Here is a 19,471-nt window from a genome sequence, read left to right as displayed (position 1 = left end):
ATGTCAGGACCCCGCCCCGTACGGGCCCCGCGCGGTACGGAACTGAGCGCCCTGGGATGGCAGCAGGAAGCCGCCCTCCGGATGCTCCAGAACAACCTCGACCCCGAGGTCGCCGAGCACCCCGACAAGCTGGTCGTCTACGGCGGCACCGGCAAGGCCGCCCGCGACTGGCGCTCCTTCGACGCCATGGTGCGCACCCTGCGCACCCTCAAGCAGGACGAGACCATGCTGGTCCAGTCCGGCCGCCCGGTCGGCGTCATGCAGACCCACGAGTGGGCCCCGCGCGTCCTCATCGCCAACTCGAACCTGGTCGGCGACTGGGCCAACTGGGAGGAGTTCCGGCGCCTGGAGGCCCTCGGCCTCACCATGTACGGCCAGATGACCGCGGGCTCCTGGATCTACATCGGCACCCAGGGCATCCTCCAGGGCACCTACGAGACCTTCGCGGCCGTCGCCGCCAAGAAGTTCAACGGCACCCTGGCCGGCACCATCACCCTCACCGCCGGCCTCGGCGGCATGGGCGGCGCCCAGCCGCTCGCCGTCACGATGAACGACGGCGTCGCGATCTGCATCGACGTCGACCCGCGCGCCATCGAGCGCCGCATCGAGCACCGCTACCTGGACGTGAAGGCGGACAACCTCGCCCACGCCCTCCAGCTGGCGACCGAGGCCCGCGACGCCCGCCGCCCGCTCTCCATCGGCCTGCTCGGCAACGCCGCCGAACTGCTCCCGCAGATGCTCGCCGAGGGCGCCCCGATCGACATCGTGACGGACCAGACCTCCGCCCACGACCCGCTGTCCTACCTCCCGGTCGGCGTCGCCTTCGAGGACATGGCCGACGCCGCCGCCAAGGACCCGGCCGGCTTCACCACCCGCGCCCGGGAGTCGATGGCCCGGCACGTCGAGGCCATGGTCGGCTTCATGGACGCCGGCGCCGAGGTCTTCGACTACGGCAACTCCATCCGCGGCGAGGCCCAGCTGGCCGGCTACGACCGCGCCTTCGCCTTCCCCGGCTTCGTCCCGGCCTACATCCGCCCGCTGTTCTGCGAGGGCAAGGGCCCGTTCCGCTGGGCCGCCCTCTCCGGCGAGGCCTCGGACATCCACAAGACCGACAAGGCGATCCTCGACCTCTTCCCGGAGAACGAGTCGCTGCACCGCTGGATCAAGATGGCCGGCGAGCGCGTCCACTTCCAGGGCCTGCCCGCCCGCATCTGCTGGCTCGGCCAGGGCGAGCGCGACAAGGCCGGCGACATGTTCAACGACATGGTCGGCAACGGCACCCTCGCCGCGCCCCTCGCCATCGGCCGCGACCACCTGGACTGCGGCTCGGTCGCCTCCCCGTACCGCGAGACCGAGGCCATGCTCGACGGCTCCGACGCGATCGCCGACTGGCCGCTGCTCAACGCCATGGTCAACGTCGCCTCCGGCGCCTCCTGGGTCTCCATCCACCACGGCGGCGGCGTCGGCATGGGCCGCTCCATCCACGCCGGCCAGGTCTCGGTGGCCGACGGCACCAAGCTGGCGGGCGAGAAGATCCGCCGCGTGCTCACCAACGACCCCGGCATGGGCGTCATCCGCCACGTCGACGCGGGCTACGACATCGCCGAGCGCGTCGCCGACGAGAAGGGTGTGCGAGTGCCCATGCGCGAGGGTGACTCCGCGTGACCTCGTCCTCCGACGCCGCCGAGGCACCCCGGGGCTCCCGGGGTGCCTCGGCGGGCACCTCCCCGACCTTCCACGCCATGTGGCGCAGCCTCGCGGGCATCGGCCGCGACACGGGCTCCGGCGGCTACCGCCGCTACGCCTGGACCGCGGCCGACGCCGACTGCCGGCTCTGGTTCCGGATGCAGGCGGAGGCCCGCCGCCTCGACGTCGAGACCGACCGCAACGGCAACCAGTGGGCCTGGCTCGGCGACCCCACCGCCGGTGACGCCGTCGTCACCGGCTCCCACCTGGACTCCGTCCCCGACGGCGGAGCCTTCGACGGCCCGCTCGGTGTGGTGTCCTCCTTCGCCGCCCTCGACGAACTCCGCAAGCGCGGCGTCTCGTTCAAGCGGCCCCTCGCCATCGTCAACTTCGGCGACGAGGAAGGCGCCCGCTTCGGGCTCGCCTGCGTCGGCTCCCGGCTCGCCTCCGGGCAGCTGACCAAGGAGAAGGCCTTCGAGCTGCGGGACGCCGACGGGATCAGCCTCCCGCAGGCCATGGAGGCGGCCGGGTACGACCCCGAGGCCATCGGCGCGGACCCGGAGCGGCTCGCCCGCATCGGCGCCTTCGTCGAACTCCACGTCGAGCAGGGCCGCGCCCTCGACCTGTCCGGGGACGCCGTCGGCATCGCCTCCGCGATCTGGCCGCACGGCCGCTGGCGGTACGACTTCGCCGGCGAGGCCAACCACGCCGGCACCACCCGGCTCGTCGACCGGCGCGACCCGATGCTCACCTACGCCGAGACGGTCCTCGCCGCCCGCCGCGAGGCCGAACTCGCGGGCGCCGTCGCCACCTTCGGCAAGATCGCCGTCGAGCCGAACGGCGTCAACGCCATCCCGTCGCTGGTCCGCGGCTGGCTCGACGCGCGCGCCGCCGACCAGGGCTCCCTGGACACCGTCATCGCGGGGGTCGAGAGGGCCGCGCGCGAGCACGCCGAGCGCGCCGGCATCGACCTCACCGTCGTCCGCGAGTCCTTCACCCCGGTCGTGGACTTCTCCCACGCGCTGCGCGACGAGCTGAGCCGGATCCTGCTGGACCGGACCGGCGACAAGGTCCCGGTCCTGGGAACGGGCGCGGGACACGACGCCGGAATCCTCTCCGCGTCCCTCCCGACCGCCATGCTGTTCGTACGCAACCCCACGGGCGTCTCGCACTCCCCGGCCGAATTCGCGGCCGAGGACGACTGCGTGGCGGGCGTCCACGCACTCGCCGACGTACTGGAGGACCTGGCGTGCAGGTGACCTACTGGCTGGAGCACGCCTGGCTCGACACCCACGTCGAGCCGGGCGTCGCCCTGGACGTGTCCGCCGACGGGCGCATCGCCGCCGTACGGACCGGGGTCGACACCCCGCCCCCCGGCGCCGTGGCCCTCCGCGGCCTCACCATCCCCGGCCTGGCCAACGCCCACTCGCACGCCTTCCACCGCGCCCTGCGCGGCACCGTCCAGGTGGGCTCCGGCACCTTCTGGACCTGGCGCGAGGTCATGTACACCGTCGCCCAACGCCTCACCCCCGACAGCTACTTCGCGCTGGCCCGGGCCGTGTACGCGGAGATGGCACTGGCCGGCATCACGAACGTCGGCGAGTTCCACTACCTCCACCACGCGCCCGGCGGCACCCCGTACGCCGACCCCAACGCCATGGGCGAGGCGCTCATCGCGGCGGCGGGGGAGGCGGGCATCCGCATCACCCTCCTCGACACCGCCTACCTCTCCTCCGGCTTCGGCGCCGCCCCCGAACCGCACCAGCTGCGCTTCACCGACGGCACCGCCGACGCGTGGGCGGAGCGGGTCTCGGCCCTGAAGGAACGGGACGGCGTCCGCATCGGCGCGGCCATCCACTCCGTACGGGCCGTCCCGGCCGACCAGCTCTCCACGGTCGCCGACTGGGCCCGGGACCACCGGGCCCCCCTGCACGTCCACCTCTCCGAGCAGACCGCGGAGAACGACGCCTGCCTGGCCGCCCACGGCATGACGCCCACCCAGCTGCTCGCCGAGCACGGCGCCCTGGGCGCGCGGACCACCGGCGTCCACAACACCCACATGACCGACGCCGACATCGCGCTGATCGGCGCCTCGTCGACGGGCACCTGTATGTGCCCCACCACCGAACGCGACCTGGCGGACGGCATCGGCCCGGCGGTCGCCCTCCAGCGCGCCGGCTCGCCGCTCTCCCTGGGCAGTGACAGCCACGCGGTCATCGACCTCCTGGAGGAGGCGCGGGCCATGGAACTCGACGAGCGGCTGCGCACCCGCACCCGCGGCCACTGGACGGCCGCCGCCCTGCTCCGGGCGGCGACGGCCGACGGCCACGCGGCCCTGGGCCGCCCCGACGCGGGCACCCTGGAACAGGGCGCCCTGGCCGACTTCACCACCCTGACCCTCGACTCGGTCCGCACGGCGGGCCCGGTCCCCCGCCTGGGCGCCGAGACGGCGGTCTTCGCGGCGACGGCGGCGGACGTCCACCACGTGGTGGTCGGCGGCCGGGTCGTCGTGAGCGACGGCGTCCACGTGACGGTCCCGGACACGGGAAGGGCCCTGGCGGAGACGATCGCCGCGCTCAGAGACTGACCCGTCACGGTCGTGCCCACCGGCCCGCACCACCCCACCCCCCGGGAGCTCCGCCCATGACCACCACGCTCATCACCGACATCGCCACCCTGGTCACCAACGACCCGTCCCAGGGCGACGGTTCACCGCTCGGCCTGCTGACGGACGCCGCCCTGGTCCTGGACGGCGACCGGGTCGCCTGGGTGGGCCCGGCGGCGCAGGCCCCCGCCGCCGACCACCGGGTCGCCGCCGAGGGCCGCGCCGTCGTCCCCGGCTTCGTCGACTCCCACTCCCACCTCGTCTTCGCGGGCGACCGCACCGCCGAGTTCAACGCCCGCATGTCCGGCCAGCCGTACAAGGCGGGCGGCATCCGGACCACGGTCGCGGCGACCCGCGCGGCCACGGACGCCGAGCTGTCGGCGAACGTCGCCCGCTACATGCGCGAGGCGCTCCGCCAGGGCACGACCACGTTCGAGACGAAGTCCGGCTACGGCCTGACGGTCGAGGACGAGGCCCGCGCCCTGCGCATCGCGGCGGAGCACACGGACGAGGTCACCTACCTGGGCGCCCACATCGTCTCCCCGGACTACGCCGACGACCCGGCCGGCTACGTGGACCTGGTGACGGGCGAGATGCTGGAGGCCTGCGCCCCGTACGCGCGGTGGGTCGACGTCTTCTGCGAGAAGGGCGCCTTCGACGGCGACCAGGCGCGGGCGATCCTCACGGCAGGCAAGGCGAAGGGGCTCCTCCCGCGCGTGCACGCCAACCAGCTGTCGTACGGCCCCGGCGTGCAGCTCGCGGTCGAACTGGACGCGGCGAGCGCCGACCACTGCACGCACCTGACGGACGCGGACGTGGACGCCCTGGCGTCCGGGAACACGGTCGCGACGCTGCTGCCGGGCGCGGAGTTCTCGACGCGCGCCGAGTGGCCGGACGCCCGCCGGCTGCTGGACGCCGGCGTGACGGTCGCGCTGTCCACGGACTGCAACCCGGGCTCGTCGTTCACGTCCTCGGTCCCGTTCTGCATCGCGCTGGCCGTCCGTGACATGCGGATGACCCCGGACGAGGCGCTCTGGTCCGCGACGGCCGGCGGCGCGGCGGCCCTCCGCCGCACGGACGTGGGCCGCCTCACCCCCGGCGCACGCGCCGACCTGACCGTCCTGGACGCCCCCTCCCACGTCCACCTGGCCTACCGCCCCGGCGTCCCGCTGGTGTCGGAGGTCTGGCGCAAGGGCACCCGGGTGGTCTGACACGCCGGCCGGGACGGGGCCGGTCACGCGGGCCTGAGCGCCGCGTGCCGGTGCCGTGCCGGCGGGACGTCCAGCGGTCCCGGTCGTGCTCAGGGAACGCCTGCACGGCCACCGACCGCCGGGCGTTCACTCCTCCGCGGTCAGTCCTCCGCGTTCACTCCTCCGCGGTCAGTCCTCTGCGCAGCCGGGCCAGGGTGCGGGCGAGGAGGCGGGAGACGTGCATCTGGGAGATGCCGAGTTCCTCGCCGATCTCCGACTGGGTGAGGCCCGCGGTGAAGCGGAGGGAGAGGATGCGGCGGTCGCGGGGCGGGAGGGAGGCGATCATCGGCTTGAGGGACTCGATGTACTCGATGCCCTCGATGCCGTGGTCCTCGTAGCCGAGCCGGTCGGCGAGGGTGGCGCCGTCGGCCTCGGTCTCCTCGGGCGGGGCGTCGAGCGAGCTCGCGGTGTACGCGTTGGCGGCGGCCATGCCCTCGACGACCTCGTCGGTGCCGATGCCGAGTTCGTGCGCGAGTTCCTCGACGGTGGGCGAGCGGTCGAGGCGCTGGGCGAGCAGGTCACCGGCCTTGGCGAGCTCGATGCGGAGTTCCTGGAGCCGTCGCGGGACGTGCACCGACCACGAGGTGTCGCGGAAGAAGCGCTTGATCTCGCCGATGATGGTCGGCATCGCGAAGGTGGGGAACTCGACGCCGCGGGCCAGGTCGAAGCGGTCGATCGCCTTGATGAGGCCGATGGTGCCGACCTGGACGATGTCCTCCATCGGTTCGCTGCGGGTGCGGAACCGGGAGGCGGCGAACTTCACCAGGGCCAGGTTGAGTTCGATCAGGGTGTTGCGGACGTACGCGTACTCGTGGGTTCCCTCCTCCAGCTCGCCGAGGCGGGCGAAGAGGGTCTTGGACAGGGCGCGCGCGTCGTGCGGCGCGATCTCGTCCGGGTGCGGGATCCGCGGGAGGTCCGCGAGCTCCGGGACGTCGAGCCGGGGTGACATGGTCTCCTCCATCGTTGTTCTCTCGCTGCGGTTTGCGGCGCCTCCAAGCCGGCCATGCGGAATGTGTCCTTCTAGCCCTACCTGCTCAGCCCCGATGGTTGCAAGTGGCAATTGTCCGGGTTGTTCACTTTGTGGTGGAGCTCGTGTGCACGGAACCGGCCCGCGCTTGTATGGTTCGACGCATGTACCGCCAGCACATCGGCAGCGCACCCGGGCGGTTCCGGGTCGAGGTCCGCACCGTGGGGGCGAGCGAGGTGCTCACCCCGGTGGGTGAGCTCGATCACCACACCGCCGAACTGTTGCGTGCGCCACTCGACCGGGCCCTCGACGAGGGGCGCTCACGTCTCGTACTCGACTGCTCACGGCTGGACTTCTGCGACTCCAGCGGACTCAACGTGCTGCTCGGCGCCCGCCTGCGGGCGGACGCCGCCGGCGGTGGGGTCCATCTCGCGGGGATGCGGCCCGTGGTGGCCCGGGTCTTCGAGATCACCGGGGCGGACGCGGTCTTCACCCTCCATGACTCGCTCGCGTCCGCTCTACCCGACTGACCCCCCACCGGCCCTCCGGCCCCGCGACCCTGCTCGTCCCGTCACTCGTCAATCGGCTGAACTCGGTGAGGTGAAGCGCTGATGGAGACTGCCTCCGGCGACCCCGACGTCCGCACCCTCGCCCTCGGGGCGGCCAGTGGCACCGTCCCGCTCGCCCGCGACTTCACGCGCCAGGCGCTCTTCGACTGGGGCTGGCTGCCGGCCGCCACCGCCGACCGCAGGGCCGCCGCCGAGGACGTCCTGCTCGTCGTCTCCGAACTGGTCACCAACGCCTGCCTGCACGCCGACGGCCCGGAGAGCCTGCGGGTGCTGCGGTCCGCCGGGGTGCTGCGCCTGGAGGTCGCCGACCGCGGCGCGGGACAGCCCGCCCCGCGCACCCCGCACCGGTCCGGACGGCCCGGCGGGCACGGCATGTTCATCGTGCAGCGGCTCTGCCGCACCTGGGGCATCGACCGCGTCCCCGGCGCCCCCGGCAAGACGGTCTGGGCCGAACTCGGCGCACCCGCCTAGGACTTTCACAAGCTCTCCGTCCTCTTGTCTTCCCTCCACAAGACCCCAGGCGTACCTTGACGCCCAATCTGAAAGACCGTCAGTAACTTCGCGGTGCCCAGCCGCGGTGCGACGGTCCCCGAGGGTGAGGGGTGCTTGAGGTGCCGAACCGGAGGAGAACGGCCGGCGCGCTGACGGCGGCGATGACGGTGGCGGGCGCGACGGTCCTGCTCACCGCCCCCGCCGCCCACGCGGCGGTCGTCGACGTCAACTACGCCTGCGAGACGAAGATCGGCCCCAAGGGCGCCGTCTCGCCCGTCGACATCACCGCCGTCAAGAACGGCGGCTCGTACACGATCACCATGTCCTTCGAGAAGGGCGTCTCCGACAGTCCCGTCGAGCTCCCGAAGGGCGTCATGACCCCGCGCGCCGAACTCGTGGTCGGCGGCGCGGACAGCGGCAAGGTCCAGGTCAAGGGCGTCCCCAACACGGTCGCCATCCCGCCGAACACCCCGATCTCCATAGGGAGGCTGACGGGGACGTACACCCCGAAGAAGAGCGGCAAGGTCACCTTCACCGCCGGGGTGCTCACCGTCCACGCGCTCGGCATGGACGCGGCCGTCTGCACCCCCAAGAACAACCCCAAGCCCGCCCTGGAGCTGGACGTCACGGCGGCCGGCGGCGCGGGCGGGGGCGACTCGGAGGGCACCGGCGGCTCGGGCGGATCCGACGACTCCGGCGGCACGGACACCCTGCCCAAGACCGGCCCGCTCGACTCGGCCGTCGCCCTCGGCACCCTCGGCGGCACCGTGCTGCTGACCGGCGCGGCCGGGGTGCTCTGGCTCACCCGGCGCACGGCACGCTGATGCGGACGGCGTGGGCCGGCACCGGGGCCGCCGCGCTCGCCCTCCTCGGGGCGGGCGCGGCGGCCCCCGCGCCCGGCTGGACGGCGGCGCCCGCCGCGGGACGCCCGTACGTCTACCTGGAGGGCGCCGCCGGCAGCGTGCTCCAGGACACCCTGTCCGTCACCAACCCCGGTGCCCGCCCGCTCACCGTCCGGCTCACCGGCCAGGGCGCCCGGGGTGCCCGGGTCGCCTTCGCCGCCCGGACCGTCACCGTGCCCGCCAGGACCCGGGCGGACGTGCCCTTCGCGGTGACCGTCACCGCCGACACCCCGCCCGGCGAGCTCCGCGGCACCGTCCGCGCCAGCGCCGCCGGCCGCGAGACGCTCGTCCCGCTGCACCTGCGGGTCAGCGGGCCGCGGCTCGCCGCGCTCACCGTCGAGGACGTCCGCGTGGACCGCTCCGGCACCCTGCACTACACGCTCGTCAACCGCGGCAACACCCTGCTCGCCCCGCGCCTGGCGGTCCGCGCCGACGGCGTCCTCGGCCGCCGGCTCGTCGACCGGCCCGAACGCCCGCTGCCGCTGACCCTGCGCCCCGGCGAGCGGGCCGCCCGCACCGAAGCCTGGCCCGACCCGCCCGCCCTGGACTCGGTCACCGTCCGGCTGACGGCCACCGCACCGGGCGCGGCCCCCGCGACCGCCGCCGCGGACACCGTCTTCGCCTCCGCGGCGGGCGTCGGCGCCGCGGCCGCCGCCCTGCTCGGGCTGTCCGGCGCGACCGCGTACGCGATACGGAGGAACCGATGAGGCCGACGTGGCCGACGAGGCCGCTGCGTACGGGTGCGGCCGCCGCCCTGCTCGCCGCGCTGCTGTTCGCCCTGCTGCCCACCGCCCCCGCGGCCGCCCAGGCCGCCGAGGCGGCTCCCAAGGTGGCGCTCTCGCAGAGCGAGGGCGGCAAGGGCGGCGAGCTGACCGTCAGCGGCTCCGGCTGGAAGCCGGGCGCCCTGCTCATGCTGCTGATCTGCGGTCAGTCCGCACCCGGCAAGGGCGTCATCGGCGGCACCAACTCCTGCGCCAACACCGAGGGCCGGGCCGCCACCGTCGACGCCAAGGGCGCCTTCAGCCAGAAACTGCCGATCGCCGAACCGCCCAAGCCCTGCCCCTGCGTGGTCCACGTGGCCGGGGTCACCGGCCAACAGGACTCCGTGGACGTCGAGTTCACCGTCGCGGGGCACCCCACCGCGCCGCTGCCCGAGCCGACCGGCGGCGGCCGACTGGCGGTGCTCGCCACCGTACGGCTCGAAGGCTCCGGCGGCGTCCTCGTCTGGTTCGGCGCGCCCGCCCGCCGCGAGGTGGTCTTCACCGTCGGCAACCTCGGCCCGACCCCGGTCAAGGACCCGGTCTTCGAGGTCGGCAGCAGCCACGGCGTCTTCTCGCCGCAGTACGAGGAACGGCAGTGGCGCGGCACCCTCGCGCCCGGCCGCAAGGCCCTGATCCGGCTGCCCGTCGAACTGACGGCGGGAGCCCACGGCGACTACCAGGTGTCCGTGCGCTACGGCGGCAAGGTGCTGGTCGAGCAGCCCTGGGGGGTCGGGCGCCCGTGGGGCGTGACGCTCTTCTGGCTGCTGCTCGCGGTCGTCGTCCCGGCGGCCCTGTTCCGCATCGGCATGGCGGTGGTCGACCGGACCCGCCCGGCGGGCCGCCGGCGGCAGCGGCAGCACCACCACCGGGTGCCGGACCGCGCTCCCGTACCCGTACCGCCGGCGACCGCCGGCGACGAACCGACCGCGGTCCTGCCGTGGTTCACCCCCCATTCCGCACCGTCAGAGAACAGTCCGACGACGAAGGGACAGTCGTGAGCACGACACGCACGACCCGGAGGACGCTCGCGGCGGGCGTCGCGCTGATGCTCGGCGGCGCGGGAATCCTGCTGACCGCGAGCCCCGCCCTGGCCGCCGAGGTCTCGTACAAGACCGAGTGCATCCCGCCCTCGATCTCCGGCCTCCCGCCGGTGCAGGGCACCACCACGGTGCAGATCACCGCGCCCGCCGAGGCCAAGGTGGGCGACGAGGTCGAGGTGGTCTGGAAGACGGTCCAGGCCGCCTCCAAGAACCCCGACGTCCTCGACCTCGACAAGGACACGGTGAAGCCGAGCGGCACGATCAGGATCGGCGGCGCGGGCAGCGGCACGCTGTCCATGGAGGGGCCGCGGCAGAACCCGCCGATCAAGAAGAACAGCCCGATGCTCCTGCCCGACATGAAGGGCAAGCTGAAGCTGGACAAGGCCGGCGAGATCACGCTGACGCCGGACAAGTACACGATCAACGTGTCCAAGCCGCTGTCGACGGACACGAAGTGCTCCCCGAAGGAGTCCGTCGCCGCCGCCGCCACGATCAAGGTGACGGACGGCGGAGGCTCGACGAGTTCCGGCGGGACGACGAGCTCGGGCGGTACGACGAGCTCCGGAGGCTCCACGAGCTCCGGCGGTACGACGAGCTCCGGCGGCTCCACGACGACGTCCGGCGGCTCGACCACCACGTCCGGCGGCTCGACGACGACCTCCGGGGGCTCCACGGCCTCCGGCGGCTCGACGACCACCTCGGGCGGCTCCACGAGCACCGGCGGTTCGACGACCACCTCCGGCGGGAGCTCGGGCGGGGGCGGCGGCCAGTCCGACTTCCCGGGCAAGGAGGTCGCCGTCCAGCTGTCCTGCGAGTCGCCCGGACCGAAGGCCGTCACGTCCAAGGTGTCCATCAGCGCCCGCAAGAGCGGCGGCTCGTACGAGCTGACGGTCAAGACGGCGAAGGGCGTCATGACCAGCCCGGCCCCGCTGCCCAAGGGGGCGCTGAAGCCCTCCATGGACGTACGGATCGGGGGTGCCGACAGCGGCAAGGTGACCGTGCGGGGCCCGGCGAACCCGGCTCCCGTGGCGGCCGGCGAGATGGTGTCGCTGACCGACATGACCGGCACCTACAAGCCGGGCGCCAGCGGAAAGGCGAAGCTCAGCCCCGGCGACCTGACCATCACGGTGTCGCTCGCCGGCACGGACATCGTCATCCCGTGCAAGGTCCAGGGCACCTCCCCGGTCTCCCTGGAGCTCGACACCACCAAGCAGGCCGGCGGCGTCGTCGGCGGCTCGGGCGACTCCGGAGGCTCCGGCGGCTCCGGCGGCGGGGACGACCTCGCCCACACCGGTGCCGACGACACCGGCGCCCTGCGCGCCCTCGCCCTCGTCGCGGGCACGGTGATCCTGCTCGGCGGCGCGGTGTTCACCTTCACGCCGTGGGCCCGCCTGCGGCGCTAGACGCCGGGACGGCCGGGAAGGCCGCGGAAACGGCGGAGGGCCGCCGCACCGGATCGGTGCGGCGGCCCTCCGTACGTACGGGACCGGCAGGGTCAGTGGACGCTGCCCATGAGCGCCTGGACCTTCTTGCGGTACATGAAGACCGCGAAGCCGGCCAGGACGGCGCCCGCCGCCTGGATGGCGATGATCCCGGTGCCGTTCAGGTCCACACCGGCCAGCGAGAGCAGACCCGTGGTGCAGTCACCGGCGGTGACGGCGAGGAACCAGACACCCATCATCTGGGAGGCGTACTTCTTCGGCGCCATCTTCGTGGTGACCGAGAGGCCGACCGGCGAGAGGCACAGTTCACCGATGGTCTGGATCATGTAGATCGAGACGAGCCACATCGGGGAGACCTTGGTGCCGTCGCCCGCCATGTTCATCGGGACGATGAAGACGAAGAAGGACGCGCCGACCAGGACCAGGCCCATCGCGAACTTCACGATGGTGTTCGGCTCCTGGTTCTTGCGGGCCAGCCACAGCCACAGCCAGGCGAAGACCGGGGCCAGCGCCATGACGAACAGCGGGTTCAGCGACTGGTACCAGGTGGCCGGGAAGCCGAGACCGAAGACGGTGTCCGAGGTCTTGCCGTCGGCGAAGAGCGACAGGGTCGAGCCACCCTGGTCGTAGATCATCCAGAAGACGGCGGCGGCGACGAAGAACCAGATGTAGCCGGTCATCCGCGACTGCTCGCTCTTGTCGAGCTCCTTGTCGCGCTTGATGCGCGTGAGGACCGCGACCGGGATGATCAGGCCGGCGAGCGTGATCGGGACGAGCGCCCAGTTCAGGGTGTACATGCCGAGCGCGACGACGGCGCCGTAGAAGACGGCGGCGAGCACGACGACGAGCGAGACCTTGACCAGGATGCCCTTGCGCTCCGCCGGGGAGAGCGGGTTCGGGACGATGTTGCTCTTCGGGCTCAGGCTCTTGGTGAAGGCCAGGAAGCAGGCGAGGCCGACGCCCATGCCGATCGCGGCCAGCGCGAAGCCGAGGTGCCAGTTGACCTTCTCGCCCAGCGTGCCGACGGCGAACGGGGCGATGAAGGCGCCGAGGTTGATGCCGATGTAGAAGAGCGTGAAGCCACCGTCACGGCGCGGGTCGTCCGGGCCGTTGTAGAGGTGGCCGACCATCGTCGAGATGTTGGCCTTGAGCAGACCGGAGCCGACGGCGACGAGCGCCAGACCCGCGAAGAACGCCGCCTGACCCGGGATCGCCAGCGAGGCGTGGCCCGCCATGATCACGAAACCGGCGATGGCGACCGTCTTGCGGGCGCCCCAGACACGGTCGCCGAACCAGCCACCGGGCATGGCCATCAGGTAGACCATCGACACGTACACGGAGTAGATCGCCGTGGCCGTGGCGGCCGTCATGGCGAGACCGCCGCCCTGGCTGCCCGTGGCCGCGTCCGCGCCGCCGGAGACCAGGTAAAGGACGAGAAGGGCCCTCATGCCGTAGTAGGAGAAACGCTCCCACATCTCGGTGAAGAAGAGGGTGGCCAGACCACGGGGGTGGCCGAGGAACGTCTTCTCGGAACCCGGGGTTCCGGTCGAAGTCGTCGTCAGGCTGGACGCCATGTCGATCCTTGCTCTGTCGGGACGCGCGCTTCGTGAGCGGGATGCGCCCGGTGGGGGAGGCCGGCACCGGCGAGGCGCGGTCGCGCCTCCCCGGGATCCACGCCCTGGCGCGTCATCGCGTCCAGGACCCGGCCCACAGGTCGTTCACTGTTCCCAAGACTGCCGAGGCGCGCCTTGTGCAGAAAAGAGACCCTTGGCGGACGAACACGGCCAAAGGTCCCCGATTACCGCTACAGAACTCTCGACACCATACGACACGACAGTGCCGGATATGGAAGGACTTGAGAGATGGATCACAGGCGACTACGGAACCAACTTCCGCCAATCGAAGGTCATCAGCAGGTTACGCGCCAAGATCCACAGGTGTGGCGCACGGCGGGTGGATCACGCCCCGGCACCGTCGCCGTGCGGACTACCATCACCCCATGACCCGTGTACTGCTCGCCGAGGACGACGCCTCCATCTCGGAACCGCTGGCCCGCGCCCTGCGGCGGGAGGGATACGAGGTCGAGGTGCGGGAGGACGGCCCGACCGCCCTCGACGCCGGACTCCAGGGCGGGATCGACCTGGTCGTGCTCGACCTGGGCCTGCCCGGCATGGACGGCCTGGAGGTCGCCCGCCGGCTGCGCGCCGAGGGCCACGCGGTGCCGATCCTGGTCCTCACCGCCCGCGCCGACGAGGTCGACACGGTGGTCGGCCTCGACGCCGGCGCCGACGACTACGTCACCAAGCCCTTCCGGCTCGCCGAGCTGCTCGCCCGTGTCCGGGCCCTGCTCCGGCGCGGCGCCACCGAGCCGGCCGTCGCCCCCACCACGCACGGCGTGCGGATCGACGTCGAGTCGCACCGCGCCTGGATGGGCGACGAGGAGCTCCAGCTCACCGCGAAGGAGTTCGACCTGCTCCGGGTGCTGGTCCGCGACGCGGGCCGGGTGGTCACCCGCGACCAGCTCATGCGCGAGGTCTGGGACACCACCTGGTGGTCCTCCACCAAGACCCTCGACATGCACATCTCCTGGCTCCGCAAGAAGCTCGGCGACGACGCGGCCAACCCCCGCTACATCGCCACGGTCCGCGGCGTCGGCTTCCGCTTCGAGAAGAGCTAGGCACCGACCTCCGTGCGCCGCCGCCTGATCAACTCCACGCTCGCCGTGGTGCTCGTCGTCATCGCCGTCTTCGGCGTCTCCCTGGTCATCGTCGAGTCCCGCACCATCTCCAGCAGCGCCCAGGAGAGCGTGGACTCGGAGGCCCTGCGGATCGTCTCCATCGTGGACAGCCGGCTCATCGGCGGGGAGCCGGTCAACCCGGACATCCTGGCCGAGCAGAGCGGAGCCAAGCGCTACGCCCGGATCACCATCCCCGGCCGCGACCCCATCGAGATCGGCGCCCGCCCGAGCGGCCAGGTCATCCGCGGCCTGGCGGAGGGCGAGCGCGGCGAGACGGTGACCGTCGAGGAGGCCCGCTCGGTCATCACCGACGAGGTCGCCCGCACGCTGATGATCATCGCGGGCGTGGCGCTGCTGTGCGTGGTGGCCGCCGTCCTGCTCGCCGTGCGGCAGGCGAACAAGCTGGCCTCGCCGCTCACGGACCTCGCCGAGACCGCCGAGCGGCTCGGCTCCGGCGACCCGCGCCCCCGGCACAAGCGGTACGGGGTGCCCGAGCTGGACCGGGTCGCGGACGTCCTGGACAACTCCGCCGAGCGGATCGCCCGGATGCTCACCGCCGAGCGCCGGCTCGCCGCCGACGCCTCCCACCAGCTCCGTACGCCCCTCACGGCCCTCTCCATGCGCCTGGAGGAGGTCGCCATGGCCGACGACCTCGACACGGTCCGGGAGGAGGCGACGATCGCGCTCACCCAGGTCGAGCGGCTGACCGACGTGGTCGAGCGGCTGCTCACCAACTCGCGCGACCCGCGGACGGGCTCCGCCGTCGCCTTCGACCTGGACGAGGTCATCAAGCAGCAGATCGAGGAGTGGCGCCCCGCCTACCGCAGCGTGGGCCGGGCCATCGTCCACTCCGGCAAGCAGGGCATGCGGGCCGTGGGCACCCCGGGCGCGGTCGCCCAGGTCCTGGCGGCGCTGATCGAGAACTCGCTCATGCACGGCGGCGGCACGGTCGCGCTGCGCACCCGGGTCACCGGCAACCAGTCGGTGATCGAGGTCACCGACGAGGGCCCCGGCGTCCCCGCCGACCTCGGGGCGCGGATCTTCGAGCGGGCGGTCAGCGGGCGCAGCTCCACGGGCATCGGCCTCGCGGTCGCCCGGGACCTCGCGGAGGCGGACGGCGGGCGTCTGGAACTGCTCCAGCAGCAGCCGCCGGTGTTCGCGCTCTTCCTGGGCCGCGAGGTCCGCAGCCACAAGGACGCGGAGCGGGAACGCCCGGTCCGCTGAGCGGACCGGGCGTCACGGGAGTCGACGGGGCCGGGATCGGACCCGGCCGGGAGCGGACCGGGGTCAGACCCGGTCGGGCTGCTTGCGGGAGGTCTGGCGGGGTGCCTGCTCCAGGAACGATTCGGCGGTCTGCACCGCCTCCTTCGCGGGCAGCGCCTTGAAGACCCAGGTCCGGTACGACCAGAAGCGGAACAGGGTCGCGACGCCGATGCCGAAGAACTTGAAGAAGTTGCTCGCCAGCGGGGTGTCCCAGCCGAAGCCGTACGTCGCCGCGTAGAGCACGCCGTTCTCGATCACCATGCCGACCAGGCTGAACAGCAGGAACAGGGTCAGTTCCTTGGTCCGCCCGGACTTGTCGCGGTCGCGGTACGTGAAGTAGCGGAACCCCACGTAGTTGAAGGCGATCGCCACGACCGTGGCGATGATGCTCGCCCTGACCACCGGGAGGTCGGTGAGGTGGCGGACCAGGTTGAAGACCACCAGGTTCACCAGGACGCCCAGTCCGCCGACCACGCCGAACTTGGCTACCTCGCGGACGAGCCGGTCCACTCGCATGCGCAGCGCGCCGGGTTCACTCATCGTGATGGCTCTGTCCCGTCCGTTTCGGATTGCTCCGGCCGACGCCCGGACGGCGTCAACCAAACCATGCTAACCAGCCCTCCTGTCACCCGCCTGTGTTGCTCGCGATCCGTGTGCGAACCCACTCCGGGCTGTGACAAAACACAGCCGGACGAGTGTCCGGAAGTTGTGCGGATACCCTAAGAGGGTGACGTTCCCGGTAGTCGGCATGGTCGGTGGCGGTCAGCTCGCCCGTATGACCCACGAGGCGGGTATCCCCCTCGGCATCAAGTTCAAGCTGCTCAGTGACACCCCGCAGGACTCGGCGGCCCAGGTGGTGAGCGAGGTCGTCGTCGGCGACTATCGCGACCTGGACACGCTGCGTGACTTCGCGCGCGGCTGCGACGTGATCACTTTCGATCACGAGCACGTGCCCGCGGAGCACCTGGCGGCCCTGGAGGCGGACGGCATCGCCGTCCGTCCCGGCCGTGCGGCCCTCGCGCACGCCCAGGACAAGGGGGTGATGCGGGCGAGGCTCGACGAGATCGGCGCGCCCAGCCCGCGGCACCGCCTGGTGGCCGACCCGGCCGACGCGGCGGTCTTCGCCGCCGAGGGCGACGGCTTCCCGATCATCCTGAAGACCGTGCGCGGCGGCTACGACGGCAAGGGCGTCTGGTTCGTGCGCTCCGAGGCGGACGCCCACGACGCGTTCCGCGCGGGGGTCCCGGTCCTCGCCGAGGAGAAGGTCGACTTCGCGCGCGAGCTCGCCGCGAACATCGTCCGCTCCCCGCACGGGCAGGCCGTCTCCTACCCGGTCGTGGAGTCCCGGCAGGTCGACGGCGTCTGCGACACCGTGATCGCGCCCGCCCCCGGACTCTCCGACGAGCTGGCGGGCCAGGCGCAGGAGCTGGCCCTCCGCATCGCCAAGGAGCTCGACGTCGTCGGCCACCTGGCCGTGGAGCTCTTCGAGACCGCTGACGGACGCCTCCTCGTCAACGAGCTCGCCATGCGCCCGCACAACTCCGGCCACTGGACCCAGGACGGCGCGGTCACCTCGCAGTTCGCCAACCACGTCCGGGCCGTCCTCGACCTTCCGCTGGGCGACCCGCGCCCCCGCGCGAAGTGGACCGTGATGTGCAATGTTCTTGGTGGCGACTTCCCGGACATGTACGCCGCGTACCTGCACTGCATGGCCCGGGACCCGCAGCTGAAGATCCACATGTACGGCAAGGACGTGAAGCCCGGTCGCAAGGTGGGCCACGTCAACACCTACGGCGACGACCTGGACGACGTGCTGGAGCGCGCCCGCCACGCCGCCGACTACCTGCGAGGAACGATCGTTGAGTAATCCGCTCATTGGCATCGTCATGGGGTCCGACTCGGACTGGCCCGTCATGGAGGCCGCGGCGCAGGCCCTGGACGAGTTCGAGATCGCGTACGAGGTCGACGTCGTCTCCGCGCACCGCATGCCGCGCGAGATGATCGCGTACGGCGAGCAGGCCGCCGAGCGCGGCCTGAAGGCGGTCATCGCGGGCGCGGGCGGCGCCGCCCACCTGCCGGGCATGCTCGCCTCGGTCACCCCGCTGCCCGTCATCGGCGTCCCGGTGCCGCTGAAGTACCTCGACGGCATGGACTCGCTGCTCTCCATCGTGCAGATGCCGGCCGGCGTCCCGGTCGCCACCGTCTCGGTCGGCGGCGCGCGCAACGCGGGCCTCCTCGCGGCCCGCATCCTCGCCACGCACGACCCCGAACTCCTCGTCCGCATGCGGGACTTCCAGCAGGAACTGAACGACCAGGCGACCGAGAAGGGCAAGCGGCTGCGGGCCAAGGTCGAGGGCGCGGAGACCTTCGGGTTCGCCCGATGACCGCGGCCGACCGCCTCGCGGAGGCGCGGGAACTCCTCGCCTCCGCCCCCGTCGTCGACGGGCACAACGACCTGCCCTGGGCGCTGCGCGAGCACTGCGGCTACGACCTCGACAAGCTGGACATCGCCGGCGACCAGAGCGGCGCGCTCCACACCGACCTGGCCCGGATGCGGGCCGGCGGCGTCGGCGCCCAGTTCTGGTCGGTCTACGTGCCCTGCCGGCTCACCGGCGACGACGCCGTCAGCGCCACCCTGGAGCAGATCGACGTCGTCGACCAGCTGCTCGACCGGTACCCGGCGGACCTCGCGCCCGCGCTCACCGCGGACGACATGGAGGCGGCCCGCAAGGACGGCCGGATCGCCTCCCTCAAGGGCGCCGAGGGCGGCCACTCGATCAACAACTCCCTCGCCACCCTGCGCGCCCTGCACACCCTGGGCGTGCGGTACATGACGCTCACGCACAACGACAACAACGACTGGGCGGACTCCGCGACCGACGCGCCGCGGGCCGGCGGACTGACCGCCTTCGGCCGCGAGGTCGTCCGCGAGATGAACCGCACCGGCATGCTGGTCGACCTCTCGCACGTCGCCGCCACCACCATGCGCCACGCGCTGGACACCACCGCCGCGCCGGTGATCTTCTCGCACTCCTCCTCGCTCTCCGTCTGCGACCACCCGCGGAACATCCCGGACGACGTCCTGGAGCGGCTGCCCGCCAACGGCGGTGTGGCGATGGCCACCTTCGTGCCGAAGTTCATCCTGCCCGCCGCCGTCGAGTGGACCGCCCTGGCCGACGAGAACCTGCGCGCCCACGGCTTCGACCACCTCGACACCACCCCCGAGGCGATGGAGATCCACCGTGCCTTCGAGGCGCGGATCCCGCGCCCGATCGCGACGGCCGCCACGGTCGCCGACCACCTCGACCACATGCGCGAGGTCGCCGGCATCGACCACATCGGCATCGGCGGCGACTACGACGGCACCGCCTTCACCCCGTCCGGCCTCGACGACGTCGCGGGCTACCCGAACCTGATCGCGGAGCTCCTCACCCGCGGCTGGTCCCACCCGGACCTGGCCAAGCTGACCTGGTCCAACGCGGTACGGGTGCTGCGCGACGCGGAAGCCGTGTCCCGCGAGCAGCGCGCGCTGCGGGGCCCGTCGGTGGCGACGATCGCGTCGCTCGACGCGTAGGCGCGCGTCCGACCCTTCGGCGATCGACCAGGAGAGGGCCCCGTCGGTGACGGGGCCCTCTCGCGTGTCCCGACCCGACCCGACCCCTTCCGACCCGTTCCGACCCGTCCCGGTCCGGCCTGGCCCGACCCGCCCGCCGTCGCCCGAACGGAGCAGCCCACCGCGCCGCGCCCAGGGGCCGGT

18 protein-coding genes are annotated in these 19,471 nt (G+C 72.6%); 15 read left to right on the top strand and 3 right to left on the bottom strand.

The genetic code is table 11. From position 1 onward, the window contains the following. The 4 genes from hutU (at window position 1) to hutI (ending at window position 5,502) form a co-directional block, all read left to right on the top strand. Complete coding sequence (hutU, locus tag OG309_RS14570; protein ID WP_329421110.1) at window positions 1-1,665, top strand: urocanate hydratase; 1,665 nt, start codon at window positions 1-3, stop codon at window positions 1,663-1,665. 77 nt (window positions 1,666-1,742) lie between these two features. Further along, entirely contained in the window at window positions 1,743-2,945 is a 1,203-nt protein-coding gene (locus OG309_RS14565; RefSeq protein ID WP_329428325.1) for an allantoate amidohydrolase, read from the top strand. Continuing rightward, a complete protein-coding gene (locus tag OG309_RS14560; RefSeq protein ID WP_329421108.1) occupies window positions 2,936-4,273 on the top strand; it encodes a formimidoylglutamate deiminase in 1,338 nt (445 codons plus the stop codon). The genes OG309_RS14565 and OG309_RS14560 overlap by 10 nt, the downstream gene beginning before the upstream one ends. Before the next feature lie 56 nt (window positions 4,274-4,329). Next, window positions 4,330-5,502, top strand: a complete 1,173-nt coding sequence (gene hutI / locus OG309_RS14555) for an imidazolonepropionase (RefSeq protein ID WP_329421106.1) — start codon at window positions 4,330-4,332, stop codon at window positions 5,500-5,502. A gap of 154 nt (window positions 5,503-5,656) precedes the next feature. On the opposite strand, the gene OG309_RS14550 is transcribed toward hutI, so the two are convergent. Further along, on the bottom strand, window positions 5,657-6,502 hold the full coding sequence (locus OG309_RS14550) for an RNA polymerase sigma factor SigF (protein ID WP_402545908.1): 846 nt from the start codon (window positions 6,500-6,502) through the stop codon (window positions 5,657-5,659). Between the two features lie 170 nt (window positions 6,503-6,672). Between OG309_RS14550 and OG309_RS14545 the strand changes: the two genes are divergently transcribed. From OG309_RS14545 to OG309_RS14520, 6 genes are all read left to right on the top strand, one after another. Beyond that, window positions 6,673-7,038, top strand: a complete 366-nt coding sequence (locus OG309_RS14545; RefSeq protein ID WP_329421103.1) for an STAS domain-containing protein — start codon at window positions 6,673-6,675, stop codon at window positions 7,036-7,038. An 81-nt stretch (window positions 7,039-7,119) separates the two neighbouring features. Further along, window positions 7,120-7,548 carry an ATP-binding protein gene (locus tag OG309_RS14540; RefSeq protein WP_329421102.1) on the top strand — a complete coding sequence of 143 codons (429 nt, stop codon included), beginning with the start codon at window positions 7,120-7,122 and terminating at the stop codon, window positions 7,546-7,548. Window positions 7,549-7,688: 140 nt separating this feature from the next. Continuing rightward, a complete protein-coding gene (locus tag OG309_RS14535; protein ID WP_329421101.1) occupies window positions 7,689-8,393 on the top strand; it encodes a peptidase in 705 nt (234 codons plus the stop codon). Beyond that, the gene (locus OG309_RS14530; protein WP_329421100.1) at window positions 8,393-9,178 is read left to right on the top strand and encodes a COG1470 family protein; all 786 of its coding nucleotides are present in this window, start codon (window positions 8,393-8,395) and stop codon (window positions 9,176-9,178) included. Before OG309_RS14535 ends, OG309_RS14530 begins: the two co-directional genes overlap by 1 nt. After that, window positions 9,175-10,230, top strand: coding sequence for a hypothetical protein (locus OG309_RS14525; protein WP_329421099.1), 1,056 nt, complete (start codon window positions 9,175-9,177; stop codon window positions 10,228-10,230). Before OG309_RS14530 ends, OG309_RS14525 begins: the two co-directional genes overlap by 4 nt. Window positions 10,231-10,277: 47 nt before the next feature. Continuing rightward, window positions 10,278-11,675 (top strand): hypothetical protein, encoded by a 1,398-nt coding sequence (locus tag OG309_RS14520; RefSeq protein WP_329428324.1) that lies wholly within the window; start codon window positions 10,278-10,280, stop codon window positions 11,673-11,675. 92 nt (window positions 11,676-11,767) lie between these two features. Here the strand turns inward: OG309_RS14520 and OG309_RS14515 are convergent, their stop codons facing one another. Beyond that, the gene (locus tag OG309_RS14515; protein ID WP_329421097.1) at window positions 11,768-13,288 is read right to left on the bottom strand and encodes a peptide MFS transporter; all 1,521 of its coding nucleotides are present in this window, start codon (window positions 13,286-13,288) and stop codon (window positions 11,768-11,770) included. A gap of 425 nt (window positions 13,289-13,713) precedes the next feature. Between OG309_RS14515 and OG309_RS14510 the strand changes: the two genes are divergently transcribed. Both OG309_RS14510 and OG309_RS14505 read left to right on the top strand, forming a co-directional pair. Continuing rightward, window positions 13,714-14,391, top strand: a complete 678-nt coding sequence (locus OG309_RS14510) for a response regulator transcription factor (RefSeq protein WP_329421096.1) — start codon at window positions 13,714-13,716, stop codon at window positions 14,389-14,391. 12 nt (window positions 14,392-14,403) lie between these two features. Next, entirely contained in the window at window positions 14,404-15,675 is a 1,272-nt protein-coding gene (locus tag OG309_RS14505; RefSeq protein WP_329421094.1) for an ATP-binding protein, read from the top strand. 63 nt (window positions 15,676-15,738) lie between these two features. Here the strand turns inward: OG309_RS14505 and OG309_RS14500 are convergent, their stop codons facing one another. Beyond that, on the bottom strand, window positions 15,739-16,254 hold the full coding sequence (locus OG309_RS14500) for a GtrA family protein (RefSeq protein WP_329421092.1): 516 nt from the start codon (window positions 16,252-16,254) through the stop codon (window positions 15,739-15,741). A gap of 208 nt (window positions 16,255-16,462) precedes the next feature. Between OG309_RS14500 and OG309_RS14495 the strand changes: the two genes are divergently transcribed. From OG309_RS14495 to OG309_RS14485, 3 genes are read left to right on the top strand one after another with little or no spacing between them, the layout of a single operon-like run. Then, window positions 16,463-17,581 (top strand): 5-(carboxyamino)imidazole ribonucleotide synthase, encoded by a 1,119-nt coding sequence (locus OG309_RS14495; RefSeq protein WP_329428322.1) that lies wholly within the window; start codon window positions 16,463-16,465, stop codon window positions 17,579-17,581. Between the two features lie 19 nt (window positions 17,582-17,600). Beyond that, a complete protein-coding gene (gene purE, locus OG309_RS14490) occupies window positions 17,601-18,098 on the top strand; it encodes a 5-(carboxyamino)imidazole ribonucleotide mutase (RefSeq protein ID WP_329428320.1) in 498 nt (165 codons plus the stop codon). Beyond that, window positions 18,095-19,288 (top strand): dipeptidase, encoded by a 1,194-nt coding sequence (locus OG309_RS14485; protein WP_329421090.1) that lies wholly within the window; start codon window positions 18,095-18,097, stop codon window positions 19,286-19,288. Before purE ends, OG309_RS14485 begins: the two co-directional genes overlap by 4 nt. The last annotated feature ends 183 nt before the right edge of the window (window positions 19,289-19,471 follow it).

Origin of the sequence: Streptomyces sp. NBC_01268, assembly GCF_036240795.1 — a bacterium.
Taxonomy (GTDB): Bacteria; Actinomycetota; Actinomycetes; order Streptomycetales; family Streptomycetaceae; genus Streptomyces.
The sequence above is the reverse complement of the archived record's forward strand: the minus strand, read 5'-3'. Positions and strand labels throughout refer to the sequence as shown.

Bases quoted from the DNA above. Each gene is read 5' to 3' on its own strand.
- hutU (WP_329421110.1), top strand. From the start codon at position 1: ATGTCAGGACCCCGCCCCGTACGGGCCCCGCGCGGTACGGAACTGAGC.
- OG309_RS14565 (WP_329428325.1), top strand. From the start codon at position 1,743: ATGTGGCGCAGCCTCGCGGGCATCGGCCGCGACACGGGCTCCGGCGGC.
- hutI (WP_329421106.1), top strand. From the start codon at position 4,330: ATGACCACCACGCTCATCACCGACATCGCCACCCTGGTCACCAACGAC.
- OG309_RS14550 (WP_402545908.1), bottom strand. From the start codon at position 6,502: ATGGAGGAGACCATGTCACCCCGGCTCGACGTCCCGGAGCTCGCGGAC.
- OG309_RS14545 (WP_329421103.1), top strand. From the start codon at position 6,673: ATGTACCGCCAGCACATCGGCAGCGCACCCGGGCGGTTCCGGGTCGAG.
- OG309_RS14540 (WP_329421102.1), top strand. From the start codon at position 7,120: ATGGAGACTGCCTCCGGCGACCCCGACGTCCGCACCCTCGCCCTCGGG.
- OG309_RS14530 (WP_329421100.1), top strand. From the start codon at position 8,393: ATGCGGACGGCGTGGGCCGGCACCGGGGCCGCCGCGCTCGCCCTCCTC.
- OG309_RS14525 (WP_329421099.1), top strand. From the start codon at position 9,175: ATGAGGCCGACGTGGCCGACGAGGCCGCTGCGTACGGGTGCGGCCGCC.
- OG309_RS14520 (WP_329428324.1), top strand. From the start codon at position 10,278: ATGCTCGGCGGCGCGGGAATCCTGCTGACCGCGAGCCCCGCCCTGGCC.
- OG309_RS14515 (WP_329421097.1), bottom strand. From the start codon at position 13,288: ATGGCGTCCAGCCTGACGACGACTTCGACCGGAACCCCGGGTTCCGAG.
- OG309_RS14510 (WP_329421096.1), top strand. From the start codon at position 13,714: ATGACCCGTGTACTGCTCGCCGAGGACGACGCCTCCATCTCGGAACCG.
- OG309_RS14500 (WP_329421092.1), bottom strand. From the start codon at position 16,254: ATGAGTGAACCCGGCGCGCTGCGCATGCGAGTGGACCGGCTCGTCCGC.
- OG309_RS14495 (WP_329428322.1), top strand. From the start codon at position 16,463: ATGGTCGGTGGCGGTCAGCTCGCCCGTATGACCCACGAGGCGGGTATC.
- purE (WP_329428320.1), top strand. From the start codon at position 17,601: ATGGGGTCCGACTCGGACTGGCCCGTCATGGAGGCCGCGGCGCAGGCC.
- OG309_RS14485 (WP_329421090.1), top strand. From the start codon at position 18,095: ATGACCGCGGCCGACCGCCTCGCGGAGGCGCGGGAACTCCTCGCCTCC.